The organism is Salinimonas marina (assembly GCF_015644725.1).
Classification (GTDB): Bacteria; Pseudomonadota; Gammaproteobacteria; order Enterobacterales; family Alteromonadaceae; genus Alteromonas.
Genome location: NZ_CP064795.1, coordinates 2,000,031 through 2,017,882, shown reverse-complemented (window position 1 = coordinate 2,017,882; position 17,852 = coordinate 2,000,031). Strand labels below are relative to the sequence as shown.

At 48.4% G+C, this 17,852-nt stretch carries 17 protein-coding genes and 2 pseudogenes; 13 read left to right on the top strand and 6 right to left on the bottom strand.

Annotated elements, in window-relative coordinates:
- Positions 1-71: 71 nt before the first annotated feature.
- Together gdhA and IT774_RS08855 are read right to left on the bottom strand one after the other, a co-directional pair.
- A complete protein-coding gene (gene gdhA, locus IT774_RS08860; protein ID WP_195809478.1) occupies positions 72-1,412 on the bottom strand; it encodes an NADP-specific glutamate dehydrogenase in 1,341 nt (446 codons plus the stop codon).
- A 60-nt stretch (positions 1,413-1,472) separates the two neighbouring features.
- On the bottom strand, positions 1,473-3,110 hold the full coding sequence (locus IT774_RS08855; RefSeq protein ID WP_408641212.1) for a diacylglycerol kinase family protein: 1,638 nt from the start codon (positions 3,108-3,110) through the stop codon (positions 1,473-1,475).
- Between the two features lie 171 nt (positions 3,111-3,281).
- Here IT774_RS08855 and IT774_RS08850 point away from each other — a divergent pair, with 171 nt between their 5' ends.
- Positions 3,282-3,815: a DUF2878 domain-containing protein gene (locus tag IT774_RS08850; RefSeq protein ID WP_195809476.1), complete on the top strand. Its 534-nt coding sequence runs from the start codon at positions 3,282-3,284 to the stop codon at positions 3,813-3,815.
- 20 nt (positions 3,816-3,835) lie between these two features.
- Positions 3,836-4,525 carry an SDR family NAD(P)-dependent oxidoreductase gene (locus IT774_RS08845; RefSeq protein WP_195809475.1) on the top strand — a complete coding sequence of 230 codons (690 nt, stop codon included), beginning with the start codon at positions 3,836-3,838 and terminating at the stop codon, positions 4,523-4,525.
- A gap of 62 nt (positions 4,526-4,587) precedes the next feature.
- Here the strand turns inward: IT774_RS08845 and IT774_RS17420 are convergent, their stop codons facing one another.
- Both IT774_RS17420 and IT774_RS17415 read right to left on the bottom strand, forming a co-directional pair.
- A complete protein-coding gene (locus IT774_RS17420; protein ID WP_232364936.1) occupies positions 4,588-4,866 on the bottom strand; it encodes a hypothetical protein in 279 nt (92 codons plus the stop codon).
- Between the two features lie 2 nt (positions 4,867-4,868).
- Positions 4,869-5,141, bottom strand: a complete 273-nt coding sequence (locus IT774_RS17415) for a hypothetical protein (RefSeq protein WP_232364935.1) — start codon at positions 5,139-5,141, stop codon at positions 4,869-4,871.
- Between the two features lie 438 nt (positions 5,142-5,579).
- On the opposite strand from IT774_RS17415, the gene IT774_RS08835 reads away from it, so the two are divergent.
- The 7 genes and pseudogenes from IT774_RS08835 to IT774_RS08805 all read left to right on the top strand — a co-directional run bounded on the left by IT774_RS08835 (position 5,580) and on the right by IT774_RS08805 (position 11,435).
- On the top strand, positions 5,580-6,071 hold the full coding sequence (locus IT774_RS08835) for a hypothetical protein (RefSeq protein WP_195809474.1): 492 nt from the start codon (positions 5,580-5,582) through the stop codon (positions 6,069-6,071).
- 26 nt (positions 6,072-6,097) lie between these two features.
- Positions 6,098-6,622, top strand: coding sequence for a DNA topoisomerase IB (locus tag IT774_RS17740; RefSeq protein WP_195809473.1), 525 nt, complete (start codon positions 6,098-6,100; stop codon positions 6,620-6,622).
- A gap of 17 nt (positions 6,623-6,639) precedes the next feature.
- Positions 6,640-7,098: a hypothetical protein gene (locus IT774_RS17735; RefSeq protein ID WP_195809472.1), complete on the top strand. Its 459-nt coding sequence runs from the start codon at positions 6,640-6,642 to the stop codon at positions 7,096-7,098.
- 831 nt (positions 7,099-7,929) lie between these two features.
- A complete protein-coding gene (locus IT774_RS08820; protein WP_195809471.1) occupies positions 7,930-8,070 on the top strand; it encodes a hypothetical protein in 141 nt (46 codons plus the stop codon).
- A gap of 13 nt (positions 8,071-8,083) precedes the next feature.
- Positions 8,084-9,198: pseudogene (proB, locus tag IT774_RS08815) on the top strand (glutamate 5-kinase).
- Positions 9,195-10,442, top strand: a complete 1,248-nt coding sequence (locus IT774_RS08810; RefSeq protein ID WP_195809470.1) for a glutamate-5-semialdehyde dehydrogenase — start codon at positions 9,195-9,197, stop codon at positions 10,440-10,442. Before proB ends, IT774_RS08810 begins: the two are co-directional and overlap by 4 nt.
- A gap of 111 nt (positions 10,443-10,553) precedes the next feature.
- Positions 10,554-11,435 carry a mechanosensitive ion channel family protein gene (locus IT774_RS08805; RefSeq protein ID WP_195809469.1) on the top strand — a complete coding sequence of 294 codons (882 nt, stop codon included), beginning with the start codon at positions 10,554-10,556 and terminating at the stop codon, positions 11,433-11,435.
- Here the strand turns inward: IT774_RS08805 and IT774_RS08800 are convergent.
- Positions 11,432-11,986 (bottom strand): HNH endonuclease, encoded by a 555-nt coding sequence (locus IT774_RS08800; RefSeq protein WP_195809468.1) that lies wholly within the window; start codon positions 11,984-11,986, stop codon positions 11,432-11,434. The genes IT774_RS08805 and IT774_RS08800 overlap by 4 nt on opposite strands.
- Before the next feature lie 370 nt (positions 11,987-12,356).
- Here IT774_RS08800 and pnp point away from each other — a divergent pair, with 370 nt between their 5' ends.
- Together pnp and IT774_RS08790 are read left to right on the top strand one after the other, a co-directional pair.
- The gene (gene pnp / locus IT774_RS08795) at positions 12,357-14,468 is read left to right on the top strand and encodes a polyribonucleotide nucleotidyltransferase (RefSeq protein WP_195809467.1); all 2,112 of its coding nucleotides are present in this window, start codon (positions 12,357-12,359) and stop codon (positions 14,466-14,468) included.
- Between the two features lie 88 nt (positions 14,469-14,556).
- The gene (locus tag IT774_RS08790; protein WP_195809466.1) at positions 14,557-14,850 is read left to right on the top strand and encodes a DUF1244 domain-containing protein; all 294 of its coding nucleotides are present in this window, start codon (positions 14,557-14,559) and stop codon (positions 14,848-14,850) included.
- A gap of 20 nt (positions 14,851-14,870) precedes the next feature.
- On the opposite strand, the gene IT774_RS08785 is transcribed toward IT774_RS08790, so the two are convergent.
- Positions 14,871-15,278, bottom strand: a complete 408-nt coding sequence (locus IT774_RS08785; protein WP_195809465.1) for a cytidine deaminase — start codon at positions 15,276-15,278, stop codon at positions 14,871-14,873.
- A gap of 166 nt (positions 15,279-15,444) precedes the next feature.
- Here IT774_RS08785 and nlpI point away from each other — a divergent pair.
- Positions 15,445-16,331 (top strand): annotated as a pseudogene (gene nlpI, locus IT774_RS08780) (lipoprotein NlpI).
- 8 nt (positions 16,332-16,339) lie between these two features.
- Complete coding sequence (locus tag IT774_RS08775; RefSeq protein WP_195809464.1) at positions 16,340-17,815, top strand: SEL1-like repeat protein; 1,476 nt, start codon at positions 16,340-16,342, stop codon at positions 17,813-17,815.
- The last annotated feature ends 37 nt before the right edge of the window (positions 17,816-17,852 follow it).

Here is a 17,852-nt window from a genome sequence, read left to right as displayed (position 1 = left end):
CAAGCACCCGGGAAGGGCGTGAGGTCCGGTAAGTAAAGTAGTATTTACTTACCGGTTGTGCAATTTTGATATTAAATACCCTGGGCCACCATGGCATCTGCCAGTCGTCTGAAACCGGCAATATTGGCGCCACGGGCATAATTTACCTTGCCGTCACGGGTACCGTTTTCCACCATCTTGGCGTGGATGGATTGCATAATGTCCTGCAGCGTGTCATCAATTTCATTATACGAGTCGCGCTGAAAATTCGCATTTTGCGACATCTCCAGCCCCGAAATGGCGACGCCCCCGGCATTGGCCGCTTTGCCTGGTACAAACAGAATCTCCTGGTCTTCAAAATGTTCGCGGGCGGCATCGGTACAAGGCATATTGGCGCCTTCTAATACGTATTTTACCCCATTGTTTGTTAATGCCTGAGCATCCTCTTCATCCAGTTCATTTTGAGTACCACAGGGCAGGGCGATATCCATTTTCAAATGCCAGGGCTTTTTATCTGCATGCCAGTCCCCGCCAATTTTTTCCTGTAAGGCGGTCAGCACATTTTTATTTTCAGGCTTGTGGTCGATGGCCCACCTGATGTCGTTTTCACTAAATCCTTTACTGTATTGAAGACAGCCGCGGCTATTTGACAGACTGACGACCTTTGCGCCTAATTGAATCGCCCGTAGCGCCGCGTGCATCGCCACGTTGCCAGCGCCAGATACCCCCACGGTCAGGCCATCAATTTTGTGGTTGTGATGTTCAAGCACCGCCCGCAGCATATAAATGAGTCCGAAGCCGGTCGCTTCGGTACGCACATGACTGCCACCAAAGCTCAATCCCTTGCCGGTCAGGGTGCCACTAAAGCGATTGTGAATACGCCGATATTGTCCATATAAAAACCCGATTTCCCGAGCCCCTACATTGATATCACCGGCAGGCACATCGGTATTAGGACCAATATGATGTTGCAGCTCCGTCATAAATGCCTGACAAAAACGCATGATCTCGGCCTCGGACCGATTGCGGGGATCAAAATCTGCACCGCCTTTTGCACCACCAATCGGCATGCCGGTCAGTGCATTTTTAAAGCTTTGCTCAAAGGCCAGAAATTTGAGGATGGACTCATTAACCGTGGGGTGAAATCGTAAGCCACCTTTGTAGGGGCCGATCAGACCACTGTGCTGAACCCGCCAGCCCTGATTGATTTCAACATCATTGTTATCATTTAGCCAGGTCACTGAAAAGTGGATGATACGTTCAGGCAAGCTTAACCGACGCAGAACATCGTACTGTTGATAATCCTGATTTTCGTTGTAAACATCAATAACATCCCGGGCGATTTCCCGGGTCGCTTGCAGATACTCCTCCTGCTCGCTGTTACGCGCTGAAATCCACTGATCAAACTCGTCAAAATTAATTTCTTTGGGCATGTTAAAACACCTGGATAAATTAAAAACTTATTCTGTGTACCTTCACTCGTTGTGCTTTGATCAGCTTTCTGCTTTTTCTTTTATCACCGGGGCGTATGAAAATACTTTCAGACTCGCTGGGTCCACTTCAATTAAAATTTCTTCGCTGTTATAGATTTCACCATCTAAGGCGTAATCACTTTTTTCCGGTTGTTTAATGCGAATGCTACTGACCTGTTGATGACGAATCCGGGAGGATTGTTTTTTGCTCTTGGCATCAGAAAAAACCAGCTCAGCCAGGGAAAACAAGTGCTCATCCACATCATCATTGGGCTCTAACCAGGTCACATCCAGTTTACCATCGGTCATATCAGGCTCCTCACCGCCCTGGGCCAGCGCAGTGGTGACCGGCGCGGCATTGGCAATGACAAACGACGGGGTGTCGATGGTTTGGGGGGAATTATCATCAAAGGTTACGGAGAGCGAAATAATGTCATTTTTACTGATGGCCTGCCATAGCCCGCGCAAATAGGCAAACTGGCCGCCTTCGTTTTTCTGGGAACGACCAGCAGAAGAAATCATTTGCTCTTCAAAGCCCATGGCGGCCACCATCAGCATAAGTTGACCATTACACCGTGCGGTATCCATGGTCATCGTATGACCTTCCACAATAACCTCACAGGCATGATTGATGGGCACCAGTTTTGAATAATAACCGTGTACTGCATGGCTGAGCGCATTGGCCGTACCCAGCGGAATAATCCCCAGCACCACATCGGTATTGACACAGGCATGCGCCACCTCGGTAATTGTGCCATCGCCACCACAGGCCACCAGGATATTGCTGCCCTGGCTAATGGCCTGTTCAGCTAACTCAGTGCCACTGGTATCTTTGGTGGTTTCAACCACAGTAACCTGAAAATAAGGATTAAGTTGAGCCAGAATTTCATCTTTTTCCTGGGACCACTTACCGCCGCCCGCTACCGGGTTAGCGATGAGTGTTAACGTCTTACGCAGTTTTAACCGGCCGCCCTGTTTGATTTTACGTAACGACTTTAACTGGCGCTTATTGAGACGGGCAGTGGACCGGATTGATTGAATTTTATTGAGCGCGTTGATGACCGATAAGGTGTCATCTCGTGCCAACAAGTAAGCCGCCATGGTAAGTACCGAACGACCCCGGCCCAACGCGCAGTGCACCACAACCTTGCGGCCACTGTGGATTTGCTGGTCTATCCAGTTAATCGCAGTATGCAACTGGTCTTCGGTGGGGCTGGTATGATCCAGTACCGGTATATTTAAATAGGCCAAATCCAGTTTGTAGGCGGTCCAGTCCAAGCCATCAAACTCGGCAGTGACGTCCAAAATGGCGGTGACGCCATCGCGCTTCATCTGCTCAATATCACTGCCACCCAAACGACAGGCCAGGAACAAATCATCATCAATCTTCTGGATGGCAGGCACTTTGTCATATTTACGGGCAAAATGATTATAAGCTCCGGTACCCAGTAAAAAGGGCACAAACAACCAGCGCACATAAAAGGGGATGGAGCCATCTTCGCGTTTACGAAACAAAGAGGGGAAATTACAGATATAGGCAAAGCTGACGGTACCCAGAGAAAAGGCTATCCACAGTAATAACACCTGCAACACCACAATGGGAACAAAAAACACCAGTGCGAATGCCACACACATCCCTAACAGGTAGTACTTAACCATTTTCACGGGCTTTTACCCTCCTTCAAATTGCATCTGTCCGGTTTGTATTTCTGAACCGGTTCAAGGTATTTGCGTAACAATCTTTACTAAAACGCCAGAACAGCCTTATTTGTTCACCAAATCGGATAAGTATGTATTATCTTATAAGAACCCTATGCAGAAAATTTGCCAATGAATCGTAACACCCTAAATAAGCTTGTTAATTTTGTCTGGTTTCAATCTATCTGGGTGCTGGCTATTTTTACGCAGTATCAATTCTGGTGGGCACTAGCCGTATTGCTGGTGGTTTTTTTTCTGATGACCAGTCAGCCCCGGCTCGACGCTGTGTGTATGCTGCTGGTTGTCGCGCTAGGCACTTTGGTAGACAGTGCGTTAACCCTCACCGGTATGTTTGCTTTTTCAGGACCGGTCTACGGGGTACCTATTCCTTTATGGCTGGTAGCACTGTGGGCTGGATTTTCGCTCACCCTTGGCCATAGTTTGAATTATTTACAGGGCAGGCCCGGAATCTCTGCGTTATTGGGCGTGATCTTCGGACCCCTTAGCTATTGGGCAGGTGCGCGCTTTGGCGCAGTAGACTTTCCTAATTCGCTGATTTTCACCCTGATTATACTGGCAGTGGTCTGGGGTTTGCTTTTTCCATTGTGCATGTATGTGTACAAAATTTGTCAGACACGACTGTCGCCTAAACAGGTGTCGAACTAATATCTAACACAGGAGTTATTATGACCCCCATTGTATTTGTAACTGGAGGAAACCGCGGTATCGGACTGGAAATCGTTCGTGGCTTTGCAAAAGAAGGATGCAAAGTGTTGCTGGGGTGTCGGAACGAAGAAGACGGCGAGCAAGCGATTGAAGATATAGTGGGCGCCGATGTTCAGGTTATCGAAATGGATCTGTCTAATGACCAGCAGGTCGAGGACACCATCGTGCGAGCCGAGGCAGTCTACGGCCGTATTGATGTGCTGGTAAATAATGCCGGGGTGATGGATGATGCTGATTGGCAGGACTTGGATGTAAGCAAAATAAAACACTCGATGCAGGTGCATGTGAATGGGGCTTTTACGCTGATTAAACAACTATTACCCGGTATGCTGGAACGCAATTATGGGCGCATTATCAACATGTCTTCGGGTTGGGGTTCGTTTCATGAAGGTATGGAAGGCCCCCTGGCTTATGCAGTAAGTAAAGCGGCCCTTAATGCGCTCACGCTGAACCTTGCTAACAGCATTGATGATGACAAAAATGTGCAGATAAACAGCATGTGCCCGGGCTGGGTCCATACCCGAATGGGCGGACGAGACGCGCCGAAGTCGCCAGAAGAGGGGGCAGAAACAGCCGTGTGGTTGGGCTTGCAGGAAGAGGACGGCCCCAATGGTAAGTTCTTCCGGGACAAAACAGAAATCGAATGGTAACAACACCAAAGGTCAGCAATGCTGGCCTTCTTTTGTTCAATATGAGAAAGGCTGCTATGAGCTCAGGCGACTGCTTCGACCACTTTGTGACTACGTTGGCCTAGAAGTTCGCTGATGCGGGCTGGAGACTGACTCTGCTTTAGATTCACTATCACCGCAAAGTGTTTGCGTCGGATAGCATGACGTACCGTATCAATAACCTCACTGCGATCCGGACGAAGGCTGATTAACCCTGCAATAAATAGCCCGATAAAGATGCCTGGACTTATCATTGCAATATAAGTGAACAGCGGATTGTTTTGCGTAAGAGCCGGGCCAAAACTTACCAATAACCAGGCCACCCCTAATCCCAGCAACAAGCCCCCGCACCCAGCCACAGGTGTGAGTACCACATATGTTTACCCAGCTTTTCGCTGTCATCTTCAATTTTGCGGCTGAAGTCATGATCCTGGGGGTCGATCACCACAATTTGTTTGGCGTCCAGTTTGCCTTTGCTGGTTAATACTTTTACGGATTCGTGGGCATCCTGTTCGGATTCAAACACTGCCGCGATCTGGGTCTGCTGAGAAGCCATAATAGCCTCGCGCATCTCATCAATTTTTGAATGTTCGTGCATGTTCTCACCACTGTTGTGGCAACCCTGAACGACTCACATAAATCCGTTGTCAGTTATCGGTCAGGTTTGCCATTGGGTTGGTTTGTCAAAAGCTGATTCAAGACTTGTACCCTTTTTTTCAACATATTGAAAATAGTGAAGTATTTAACATATTTATCATATCTTATAGTTATTTTTGATGCAAAAAATCGGACACTTGCGTAGATTTTACGTGGATATAGCCATTTACATTGAAAATATTCCTTTGTCGTAAAAGCGTCTCATCTTCCCTGTCAAGGCCTGCCTGCATGCCATCCCTTTGGGCTCCGGCACTTGCCCTTAGGGAATCATTGTGTGGCAAAGTCTTTGCTAGTAAACAAGTATGACTTGTAGAGGTAATTGGCAAGAAAGTAGGTGTCATCGATTGCTTGCCAATACCACCTGACCTGGAGTGGTAATATGCAACCCTCACTGGCAATAATCTGTGAAAATTTTAAGACCACGCCTGACCCTACGGTGATGGCACTATGTCGGGCTATTCGAGACAGGCAGCTTGAAAGTGAGGTTATCAGCTTACCCTGCCTGCAACACAACCAGGACTTTCTCAGACCTTTTGCCGGGGTAATATTCAGTGCATGTTGCACCCAAAGCTCAGGTTTCAGGCTGGTGGATAAACAATACTATGCTCCAGCGGGTCAGATCTTTTCAGGGGTTATGAAGAATCAACTGGCCACCGCTTACACTCATAATAAACTGCACGCCGGGAATATAAATCAACTGCTTGAGCTATCTTTGTTTTGTACCCGTAATGACATGATTTGGCTAGGGGATGATATGGCCGCCAGTGAGGTGATTTTTTCGCCTTTTGCAGCAACCGATACCATCGCCAGGGCTTATACCTTCGGCCTGCGTATGGCCGATATTGTCATCCGGTGGCACCAGGATGGGTAGAACTATTTTATGAATGATATATTTTTATGAGCACAGCACAATTGGAAATACGTCGGGTCAAAAGAGGCAAAGGCTTTTGTTATTTTTACCCGACCGGCAACAAAGTGACCTCGCAACGGGTCATTAAGCGTCTGGATAAATTGGGGATCCCCCCAGTATGGCAGGATGTGCGAATAGCGAAGGATGCAAAGGCCGATCTGCAGGCCACGGGCTACGACGCCAAAGGCCGTAAACAGTATATTTATCATGAGCTTTGGCACAAACGTCAGCAAGCCGCAAAATTCTCACGCTTATCGGATTTTGGCCAAGCCTTACCTGAGTTTCGCCGCTACTGCTGGGAGCAGGTTGATAACACCCGCTGGCGTGAAGAAAAAACCCTGGCGCTGGTCTGTTTACTGTTAGACCACACGGGCTTGCGTGCGGGCAATCGCCAGTATACCAGCCAGAATAACACGTATGGGCTGACCACCTTACGGCGTAAACATGTAGATACCGAAGACGGCCACGCTCGCCTTTCGTTTGTTGGAAAACATAACAAACCCGCGAGGTAGAAATTGACAATCCGGAATTGTCCAAGTTGGTCGCCCAAAGCGCCGAAGCACGAGGCTATGCGTTGTTTCGCTACGAAGCGTCGCCGGGCCACTGGCAGGACATCGACTCAGATGATGTGAATAGCTTTATTCACTCCCATATGGGCGATGAATTTTCCTGCAAGGACTTTCGCACCTGGGGCGCCAGTCGCTTCGGACTTTTTTCGCTGCCCGATGTGGAAGCAAAAATTCAGGAAAACAAACGTCGCACATGGCCGGCAACACTGACCTCACATGTGGCCTCTATGCTGGGTAATACGCCAGCAGTGTGTCGCCAATACTATTTACATCCGCAACTGGTGGCGCTGGTGGAAGATACCAGGCCCCGTACAGAAACCCTGTCAGAAATGCGTCAGATTATTCAAAAACAGGGCATGAGTGATGCCTCTGTTTCCGCTACAGAAAAGTTGCTAAATACCATAATACGGTGGCGATGACGAAAATATACCATTCAATTGAAATGAATATTATTGCAGTTAACTAAAAGCCTGATGCAAAAATGCACAAAAAATTTACATTTATAAAATCTTATCATTGTTGACCACATTCTTTGCTGTGACAGGGTTTCAGCGTAGTGATGGTCTACATAGTATGTGTGTATTTCGTAAATATGGCGTGCGAACTTATTTGCTTTTTAGTTAGAGATAAAAACATTTCCGATTTGCAATAGCAGTATTTTCACTGATATAGTTAGAGCTCAAATTAACCGGCAGCCGCAATTTTCTGCCAGTCTTTTAAGCGATAGAGGAGACAATTTCTACATTATGCTAAACCACTTATCACTGCTGCTGATGATCTTGTGTGCGCCTGTACACTTTTTCTCTTGGTTGGGAATATGCAATCAAAACGCAGTAATCTACGGACGTGGGGCAGCGTAAGGTGAATCCTCTACCCGGTGACTGTAATACCAGTGGCCACCTTCTTCTAAAGACAACATCGACAGCGTTGAACACAACGGCTTCTTATGTCCATGTTAGCGTCTCATCACAACACTACCAAACACAGTGGATTTGTATGCCCAGGCAGGGAGATACACGGTGTTTATTAAAGCCAAAAGCTGACGTAACAGCGTTATGGTGGGCGGCATTTATATTTTTATTGTCAGGCGTACAGACAATTTCTGTTGGTCTTAAAATTAATCCATTTGCGCAACTAAAGGGGTATAAAAACCACCTGACGCAAAGTGTGGGATTCACCTGGTTGTTGAAATCTATGGTGTCTCACTACGGGTTAAGACCTGTTACAGGAATGATGAGTACAGATCAGGCATGACTATTTATCAATTAACTCCGGGGTTTGCCGGAGCTATGGCCAGCATCATCGATGCAGGTCGTTTAAAGCTCCAGCCAGGGTGTTTCGGCACCAATAGCTTACAAACCAGTCAGGAACTTGCGGAACAACAGTTTTAAGGTGATTAATACTATGAATCGTGCAAATTGGAAACGTATTGTAATTAAGGTAGGAAGTGCCCTGATCGCACCCAACAGACAAGGGTGCAGTAGCCATTATCTACTGAGCATTGCGCAGTTCATCGTTAAATGCCGGGCAGAAGGTATCCAGGTGGTCTTGGTTTCTTCAGGTTCAGTGGCGGCGGGGTCGCATCAATTTACTGAACAGGATACGGATACGCCTGATATCGCGATTAAAAAAGCAATGGCGGCTGCCGGTCAGACAGAAATGATTTCTACCTGGGATAAGTTGTTTGACTTTCACTCTGCGCAGATTTTGCTGACCCACGCGGACCTGCGTGATCGTGAACGTTATGTCAGTATTCGTGACACTCTGTTCAGTCTGCTGGACAACAATATTTTACCCATTGTAAACGAAAACGATACGGTGACGACGGACAAGCTTAAAGTCGGTGACAACGATAATTTATCAGCGATGGTGGCTGCCGCTGCTGATGCTGATGCGCTGATTATTTGTTCCGATATCGATGGATTGTACGACAAAAACCCCATGAAAATGATGATGCGAAGTTATTGTCATGGGTGGAAAATATTGACGAAAGTATCTATGCCATGGCCGGTGGTGCTGCAAAAGACGGTGTGGGTACCGGCGGTATGCGGACCAAGATTGAGGCCGCAGAAAAAGCAGTGTCCCATGGCATCGATACTTTTATCATCAATGGCTTTACCGAACTGTCGTTCAATATGCTGTTGGATGGCAAAAATCCGGGCACTCACTTCCAGGCGCACGAAGTGCCTATGAAAGAGAATGTGCACTGGATGAGGCATACCTCTAATGCCCAAGGCGAGGTGATTGTCGAAAGTCGTTTTGATGCCTCTCTTTCGGATAGCACCGATGAGCTTACCAGTAGCGAAATTATTGATGTGAAAGGTGAGTTCTCGGTAGGTGATACTATTTTGGTTCGAAAAGTGGATGGCACAAAACTGGTTAAAGCCAGATCCAACTACAGCAGTTGTCTGCTGAACTTTATCGCTAAACAGGAAAACGAAGAGTTCGCGACCGAGTTTGAAGAGAAAACCGGTCCTATTATTTCGAATCAGCATTTAGCAAATTTGGAGAATGAATGAGTTTAATTACACAGTTAGCACAAGACGCGAAAAAAGCCGCCCAGAAACTGGCAGTATTAGATACCGCATCCAAAAATGCTGTACTAAAGGATATGGCGCAGGCGATTCGCTCTAACAAAGACAAAATTAAAGCCGTTAACGAAAAAGAAGTCGGCCGGGCCAAAGACAATAATCTGGATGCCGCGCTTATCGACCGGCTGATCCTGGATGATGCACGGATCGAAGATATGGCCGCAGGTATTGAGACGATTATTGAACTGGATGATCCTGTGGGTTCAACCCGCGAATTTGGTACCAGACCAAATGGTATTAAAATTCGTAAGATGCGTATTCCCTTAGGCGTGGTATGCATGATTTATGAAGCACGTCCAAATGTTACGGCCGATGCCGGGGCGTTGTGCTTTAAATCGGGGAATGGCGTAATTCTGCGTGGCGGTAAAGAGGCGCTGGATTCAAGTCTGGCGATTGCCGAGTTACTGCAGGATGTGCTGGAAAAACACGATCTGCCCAAAGCCTTGATTACCGTGGTGCCTAATCCTGATCGTTCACTGATGCAGGAATTGATGGAACAACGTGATTATATTGATGTGATCATCCCCCGTGGTGGTGAAGGTCTTATCAATTATGTGACCGAAAACTCCAAGGTGCCGGTTATTCAGCATTTCAAAGGCGTATGTCATCTGTATGTTGATCAGCACGCCGATCTGGACGAAGCGCTGCAGATACTGCTAAATGGAAAGACACAGCGTACCGGTGTATGTAATGCCCTGGAAGGTCTGGTCGTGCATCAGGCTGTTGCCGCTGATTTTTTGCCAAAGGTCGCCGAAGCCTTTAAAGAACACAGTGTTAAAGTACACGTGAACGAAAAAGGCAGTCAGTATTTTGAGGATGCTGATGTTATCGGTGAAGACCAGTATGGTGAAGAGTACCTGGGCCTTGAAATCGCCATCCGCGTGGTGGATGATTTTGACGGGGCGCTGGACCACATTGCGGTATTTGGCAGTAACCACACCGAAGTCATCTGTACTAAGGATGAGAAAACTGCACAGCATTTTCAGCTGGCTGTTGATGCTGCGGTGGTTATGGTTAACGCCTCTTCACGCTTCTCCGACGGAAGTCAGCTTGGCCTTGGCGCTGAAATCGGCATAGCAACGACCAAATTGCATGCCTATGGACCTATGGGTCTGGAGTCGCTGACTGCGGAAAAATATCTGGTTAATGGTGAAGGTCAGATCAGAAATTAACTGGTCTGCATTGTTAGCCGAAGCGGCTTTCGTCATAATAAACACCGGGCATTGTGCCCGGTGTTTTTTTATGTGTATCAAAAACTTGTTACCGGCCACAGGAGAGCAGGCTTGCCGTACGATTTTCAACAGCTTTGGCAGAACATAATTTCGTTTGCCGCGGAGTATAAGCTACTGACCTCTGCTGTCATAGTGGTGCTTTTTTTGTCGCTACAGCGGTTTACGCTGTGGTTGATTCGTCATCGCAGTAAACGCAAAGGCGAAGACGGTCGTCACACCCTTAATCTGCTGGAACAAATCAGCAATGGCTGCTTGTTTATTCTGTTGGTGATGGTGTGGAGCTCTGAAATTCAGAGTCTGGCTATTTCAATCGCTGCCTTTATGGTGGCAATTGTAATCGCCATGCGTGAGTTTATTCAGTGTTTTCTGGGGTTCATTTATTATCTGGGCGCCAAGCCTTTTCGGGTGGGCGACTGGGTGCAAATGAATCAGGCTGTCGGCGAGGTGGTCGAAATGGACTGGGCGAAAACCGCGTTGCTAGAGGTGGATCCTGAAACCTATTCCTACACCGGTAAGCACGTTTATGTACCGAATAGCCAGTTGGTCACCCAAAGTGTACGCAATTTAAACTTTTTGCGTCGTTATAATCTGCATACCTTTAGCATTACCTGCGAACCTCAGGTTAATCCTTATAGTCTGTTACCGGCCTTCATTGCCCGGGCCAAAGCCCATTGTGAATTTTACCGTGATGTTGCCGAGCGGTATAAAGGCTTAATTGAACGTCATCTGGAAGTGGAGTTTATCCATATTGACCCGACCATCGGCGTGGGAACCAATGAGATGGCCCATATTGTGATTACCGTAGAGCTGTTTTGTCCTACTGCGGAGGCCCATGATTTGCAGCAAAAGATTTCGGCTGACTGGATGAATCTGTGGCACCGGGCTCTGGCCGAGCTGAAGGAAGGCCGCGAGCCACACCTTATAGAGGACTAAACCGCGATTTCCCAGTCACGGCGCTGGGAAAAATGGCTGCTTAAAAACCGCATCTGGTCGGCCAGAATGCGGCGATTCATTAAATAAAACCGCTCGTAGACATTGGGCCGAAATGGCACCGCCAGTAAGGGCATATTGGCTTCTTCCGGGGTCCGGGCCCCTTTAAAATGGTTGCAGCGCTGGCAGGCGGTAGCCACATTGGTCCAGCGATCCTGACCGCCTCGAGAACGCGGTACAATATGATCTTTGGTGAGCACCGACGGCGAAAACTTCTGACCACAATATAAGCAAAGACAATTATCCCGACGAAACAGATACCGATTCGTCAACGCGACTTTTCCCGACATATCCGTTACTTTGCCATCACAGGCGATAATCGTAGATAGCCTTAAAAGACTCTGTTGTCCCAGCCGGTTCCAGCCTCCATGTAAGACCCGGTGGTGCTGGCCCAGTTCAAATAACACTTTTTGCTGACAATATAATCGCGCGGCCTGCTCAGGATTGACCCAATCCTGTGGTTGGCCGGCTTTATCTAATCGTAATATCAGCATCGTCCTTCTCCCCGGGGTAATCCCAATGCTCTGTTAAGTATACGATAAATGATCAGCTTTAGGTGAAAATATGTACAGCTGGGGTAAATCCAGTGGGGTCACAGGGGCAAAGACCGCAAAATTACCGCGCTAACTATTTAGTAAAATTTGGCACCACTGCCAATGGCTGATAGGGTAGCACTCTTATTATGCATGTACTGGCTAGCCGGGCTTTTGCATAATGACAATATTCAATACCTGTTCAGTATCATAATATTCGGGGCAACGCGGACTCTGGATACATTTACAATGGTATTGGCCGGGTTTCAAAGCTATACTATGCGCCGCGTTTAAAAGCGAAATATATAGACAGATATTTAAAGGACAACTAGTGACTCCTATTACCAAATCATTTCAGTATGGTCAGCATACTGTCACTCTAGAGACTGGTGTTATTGCCCGTCAGGCAACCGCTGCTGTAATGGCAAGCATGGATGACACTTCGGTATTGGTTACCGTAGTTGGCAAAAAAGAAGCTAAGCCTGATCAAAGCTTCTTCCCGCTAACGGTTAATTACCAGGAAAAAACCTATGCGGCCGGTAAAATTCCGGGCGGTTTCTTCAAGCGTGAAGGTCGTCCTTCTGAAGGCGAGACCTTAACAGCTCGTCTTATCGACCGTCCGATCCGCCCACTTTTTCCTGAAGGCTTCAAAAACGAAGTTCAGGTTGTTATAACCGTGATGTCTGCAAACCCTGAAATTCCAACTGACATCGTGTCAATGATCGGAACCTCAGCGGCGCTTTCTATTTCAGGTATCCCGTTTAGCGGCCCTATCGGTGCTGCGCGGGTAGGTTATACCAACGGCGAATACATTCTGAACACCCGTGCTTCTGAGCAGGAAGAAAGCGAACTGGATCTGGTTGTTGCCGGTACCGAAGGCGCAGTGTTAATGGTTGAATCAGAAGCCGATGTGCTTTCTGAAGATGTCATGCTGGGTGCGGTTATGTTTGGCCATGAACAGCTGCAGACCGTCGTCTCTGCGGTTAAAGAATTTGCTGCTGAAGTAGCCACACCATCATGGGACTGGCAGCCGCCTGCAGAAAATACTTCTTTGAAAGAAAAAGTAAAAGCAGCAGCGCACGCAGGGATGACCGAAGCGTACCAGATCTCTGATAAACTGGCGCGTAAAGAGGCTATCACTGCAGTTAATGAAAAAGCGGTAGCCGAAATTGTAGCCGCCGATGAAGAGCAGGACCAGAAAGAAGTTCTGGATCTGCTGCACGAACTGGAAAGTGATGTGGTTCGTTCACGGATTCTTTCTGGCGAACCTCGTATCGATGGTCGTGACCCGGCAATGATTCGGGCCCTGGATGTCGCCACTGGTATTTTGCCACGGACCCACGGTTCAGCGCTGTTCACCCGTGGTGAAACACAGGCGATTGTTGCTGCGACACTGGGTACAGAACGTGACGCACAGATGATTGATGAGCTGCAGGGTCGTCGTGATAGCCGTTTCATGCTGCACTATAACTTCCCTCCTTATTGCGTTGGCGAAACCGGCATGATCGGTTCACCAAAACGTCGTGAGATTGGCCATGGTCGACTGGCTAAACGTGGTATCCAGGCGGTAATGCCTAGCGAAGAAGAATTCCCGTATGTGGTTCGTGTGGTTTCTGAAATTACCGAGTCAAACGGTTCATCGTCGATGGCTTCTGTATGTGGTACCTCACTGGCATTGATGGATGCCGGCGTGCCCATTAAAGCTTCAGTCGCTGGTATTGCGATGGGTCTGGTGAAAAGCGATGACAACTTTGTAGTTCTGTCTGACATTCTGGGTGATGAAGATCACCTGGGCGATATGGACTTTAAAGTGGCAGGTACTACCAATGGTATCACTGCACTGCAGATGGATATCAAGATTGAAGGTATCACCAAAGAAATCATGCAGATTGCGCTTAAACAAGCCAAGGAAGCACGTCTTCACATTCTGAATGTGATGGATGAAGCCATTTCAGGTCACCGTGAAGAACTGAGCGAATACGCGCCACGTATTTACACCATGAAAGTTGATCAGGATAAAATCCGCGACGTAATTGGTAAAGGCGGCGCCATGATTCGTCAGATTACTGAAGAGTCAGATACCAACATCGAAATTGAAGATGACGGTACTATCAAGATTTTTGCAACCGAGCGTGCCAAAGCTGATATTGCTATCAGCCGCATTGAGCAGGTCACAGCTGAAATCGAAGTGGGCAAAACTTACCACGGTAAAGTAACCCGCGTCGTTGACTTTGGTGCCTTTGTGGAAGTGTTGCCAGGTAAAGAAGGTCTGGTACACATTTCGCAAATCGCTCATGAGCGTGTGGCTAAAGTCACTGACTATCTGTCTGAAGGACAGATGGTGGACGTCAAAGTGATGGAAATTGACCGTCAGAACCGTGTTCGTTTAAGCATCAAAGAGTTGTTGGAAAAACCAGCACCAAAAGCTGATAATAACGAATAAGGCCTGACATCTGGCTGTCGGCTAAGACGGCGCAGATATCAGCAAACACCAAAAGGGGCCTTGTGCCCCTTTTTTTATGGAGCATATTATGAACCAAGCAACTCAACAGGCAGTCGAAGCTGCCGCCTTTCGCCGTTTGTTAGAACATCTGGATGAGCACAAAGAAGTACAGAATATCGATTTAATGATTCTGGCGGACTTTTGCCGCAATTGTCTGTCCAAGTGGTATATGGCAGAAGCTAATAAGCGGGGCGAAGAGCTAGATTACGAGCAGGCACGTGAGATTATCTATAAAATGCCGTATGCCGAGTGGAAAGAAAAATATCAGCTGCCAGCTACTGAAGAGCAACTAGCAGCCATGCAGGCCCGTCAGTCAAGCTGATTGGCCTGGTTCACGGGCAGTTAAACCGCGACTTTATCGCTTTTGAACGCATAGGGGAGAAGCTCAGCTATAGTTAAAGTCTGGCTCTTACCCTGGCGGGTGGTCATCACCACCTGGGTGTGCTCGTCGGCGAACTCGGCGATTTTTTGGCGACAGCCCCCGCAGGGGAAGCATAATTCGTCATTCGGACTGGCGATAACGATAGTCGCAATGGCCGTGTCGCCACTGCACACCATATTGCCAATGGCGGTAGCTTCGGCGCATTGACCCAGCGGGTAGGCGACATTTTCAACATTGCAACCAGAATAGGTATTGGCAGAGTGGCTTAAAATGGCTGCACCTACATGAAAACCGGAATATGGGGCATGCGCATTGGCCTGTGCCGCGTAGGCAAGATCCATAAGTTGTTGTATTTTTTTACTGTCCATACGGTACCTGTAACAGGGGAGATAGACTTTACTTTTTTCATCAAATAAGCGATGGTGGCGCGTGACTTCGCCGTTACGGCTGGTTGTGGTCGGTAGTGGTAACTACGAACCGCGGCCCGAGTAAAGCGTCTTTGTTTTTCTTAATTTAAGTGATGCCTTTTTTAACATGCACAAAACCATAAGTCTCATCCTTTTTACTCTGGCCGCCATTATAATGTCTGGTTGCGCACAAACTACGCAGCCTGACGACACCCCGCAGATGGGCAACCTGATTGTAGCTGAACCCAAACCGGTCAGTGGTCGGGCGCAACTGGCCATCGCTCGTTACAATCAGATGCTTGCGGCGGCCAAGCTTACCGATGAAGAACGCGCGGAACTGCATTTTCAACGAGGCATGCTATACGACAGTGTGGGTTTGCCGGGGCTGGCTCAGTACGATTTCAGCCGGGCATTGCAAATAAAGCCCGACATGGCGCCGGTGTACAATTCCATGGGCATTCATTTCATTCAGCAAAAGGAATTTATTCAGGCGTATGAAGCATTTGATTCCACCCTGGATATTGACCCCGAATACGACTTTGCTTTTTTAAATCGGGGCATCGCGCTGTATTATGGCGACCGGGCCGATTTGGCCTCTCAGGATTTATCCACCTTTTATGAGCTGGACGAAACCGATCCGTTTCGTGTGCTATGGTTGTATTTTGCCGAAGCACAGCAGGATCGTCAGAGTGCGCAAGAGCTGTTGAGCACCATGCGTACGGCACTGGACAATGAGCACTGGGCGACCAATATCATCGACTTGTTTTTGGGCCGGGTAACAGAAAACAAGCTACTCAGTAGCCTGCTTGAAGGCGTTAATAGTCAAAGCACATTAACTGAGCGCTTATGTGAAGCGTATTTTTATCTGGGCAAATACCACATGGCCAAGGTAACAAAGGCCGGGCCGCCAATTATTTTAAGCTGGCACTAAGCACTAATGTGTATGACTATGTAGAACATCGGTATGCTCGTCTGGAATTAAGCCGACTACGTCATTCTGACATTGCTGATTAGCCACTAACATGCGTGGATTAATTATAGCGTTACTGGCGATGGTGCTGGTAAGCGCGGACACAGCTCATTATGTGCCGCAATTGCTTGCCAATGCCCAAAGCTCGCAAAAACCAGCGCCTTTGCTTTGGCGCGCTTCATTGACCGGCAGTCCAGCGGCCCGGGCCCAGCTTACCGACTTTGCTATAGCCAACCACAAACCCTTCTGGCTTAACAAGCTGGTGGGTCTGAAACATGCGCCCGCAGCCTGGGCATTATATCAACAGGCGCCGTTACATGAACGGCAGCCCTATCTGCTGCAACTGGCGGCCCGGGGTGGTGTTGCTGAAGCCCAGCTGGCCCTGGCCATGTCTACCGAAGATGCTCAGATCCGGGAGCGCTGGTTATTAAAAGGGGCGAAGCAAGCTTTCCAACCCGCTCAGGCGGCCCTGGCTGACTGGTACCTGTTAAATCAACAACCGGAGAAGGCCCGCCCCTGGCTTAAAGCCACCGCTGGCGAGTATCCGGCCAGTGCCTATCATCTGGGGCGGTTACTATGGGATGAAGGTAAGCATCAGCAGGGCCGGGCATTGATTGGTGAGGCTGCCAGCCGGCAAAATCCGCTGGCCCGGCGGCTGGAGCAGGTGCTATCCAGTTATCAGCCACAATCGGTGGCTCAGGTGAAAAGCCGGGCATGGCCTCAAAATCGCCAGTGCCTGCAACGTATTCAAATGTTTGCCACCTCATTGTCCAGTATTGAACGTGCCAGTGAACTGTATACAAACTTTCATGCAGACAAGCGTTTACAAGCATTACCAATTTGCCTGCAGCGCCCGGTGTGGTTAACCCAAAATACACTCAAATGCAGCAATAACTGGCAAAAAACAGACCGGCTGGGCTGCGATGTCCGGCCCCTGGCCGACGCGATTGAGGCCCGTGATGCCACCCATGCCATTGTGGTGGCCGACCTTGGCAAGGCCAATGTGAATAATGGGGTAATGTTTCTGGATTTATCCGACAGCTATTCGGTTATGGTTCATGAACTGGCGCATTTTGCTGGTTTTGTTGATGAATACCCACTGGGTTCAGCGATGGCCTCACGCTATTGCAACGGTAAAGAGATCCCGAATCTGGTATTTGATGGCAAACTGACCTATGCCCCCTTTACCACGCTTACTCACTGGCAGGGGTTAGCGCCAAACCTGAAAATTGCACCGGCGAAAACCTGTCAGGGTCATGATCGTCAGGCCTATAAGCCTTCGGATAAAATAACCTTTCTGGAGCACCATGACAGCGGGGTGATTCCTGATTTGTATCTTAAACTGTGGCGTCAGCAGCTTGGGCGGCCCAACGCGCAGCGTCCGATCTTTATGAATCTGTTTCAAAGCTTTCATTATGCCGGCAATACACCGCAGGCGGGCAAATGGTTGAAAAAGTATCAGGATTTTAATCAGCCTGCGCCGGCGCCAGCGCCCCCCAGCAGCCCTGAGCCTGCGTTGCAGCCGTGAGCTGGTATTGCCGTCCTGCGCGTGATTATAGCCCTTA

What these genes read in the sequence shown, in the direction of transcription:
- gdhA (WP_195809478.1), bottom strand. Translation starts at nt 1,412, where the DNA reads ATGCCCAAAGAAATTAATTTTGACGAGTTTGATCAGTGGATTTCAGCG.
- IT774_RS08855 (WP_408641212.1), bottom strand. Translation starts at nt 3,110, where the DNA reads ATGGTTAAGTACTACCTGTTAGGGATGTGTGTGGCATTCGCACTGGTG.
- IT774_RS08850 (WP_195809476.1), top strand. Translation starts at nt 3,282, where the DNA reads ATGAATCGTAACACCCTAAATAAGCTTGTTAATTTTGTCTGGTTTCAA.
- IT774_RS08845 (WP_195809475.1), top strand. Translation starts at nt 3,836, where the DNA reads ATGACCCCCATTGTATTTGTAACTGGAGGAAACCGCGGTATCGGACTG.
- IT774_RS17415 (WP_232364935.1), bottom strand. Translation starts at nt 5,141, where the DNA reads ATGCACGAACATTCAAAAATTGATGAGATGCGCGAGGCTATTATGGCT.
- IT774_RS08835 (WP_195809474.1), top strand. Translation starts at nt 5,580, where the DNA reads ATGCAACCCTCACTGGCAATAATCTGTGAAAATTTTAAGACCACGCCT.
- IT774_RS17740 (WP_195809473.1), top strand. Translation starts at nt 6,098, where the DNA reads ATGAGCACAGCACAATTGGAAATACGTCGGGTCAAAAGAGGCAAAGGC.
- IT774_RS08820 (WP_195809471.1), top strand. Translation starts at nt 7,930, where the DNA reads ATGACTATTTATCAATTAACTCCGGGGTTTGCCGGAGCTATGGCCAGC.
- IT774_RS08810 (WP_195809470.1), top strand. Translation starts at nt 9,195, where the DNA reads ATGAGTTTAATTACACAGTTAGCACAAGACGCGAAAAAAGCCGCCCAG.
- IT774_RS08800 (WP_195809468.1), bottom strand. Translation starts at nt 11,986, where the DNA reads ATGCTGATATTACGATTAGATAAAGCCGGCCAACCACAGGATTGGGTC.
- IT774_RS08790 (WP_195809466.1), top strand. Translation starts at nt 14,557, where the DNA reads ATGAACCAAGCAACTCAACAGGCAGTCGAAGCTGCCGCCTTTCGCCGT.
- IT774_RS08785 (WP_195809465.1), bottom strand. Translation starts at nt 15,278, where the DNA reads ATGGACAGTAAAAAAATACAACAACTTATGGATCTTGCCTACGCGGCA.
- IT774_RS08775 (WP_195809464.1), top strand. Translation starts at nt 16,340, where the DNA reads ATGCGTGGATTAATTATAGCGTTACTGGCGATGGTGCTGGTAAGCGCG.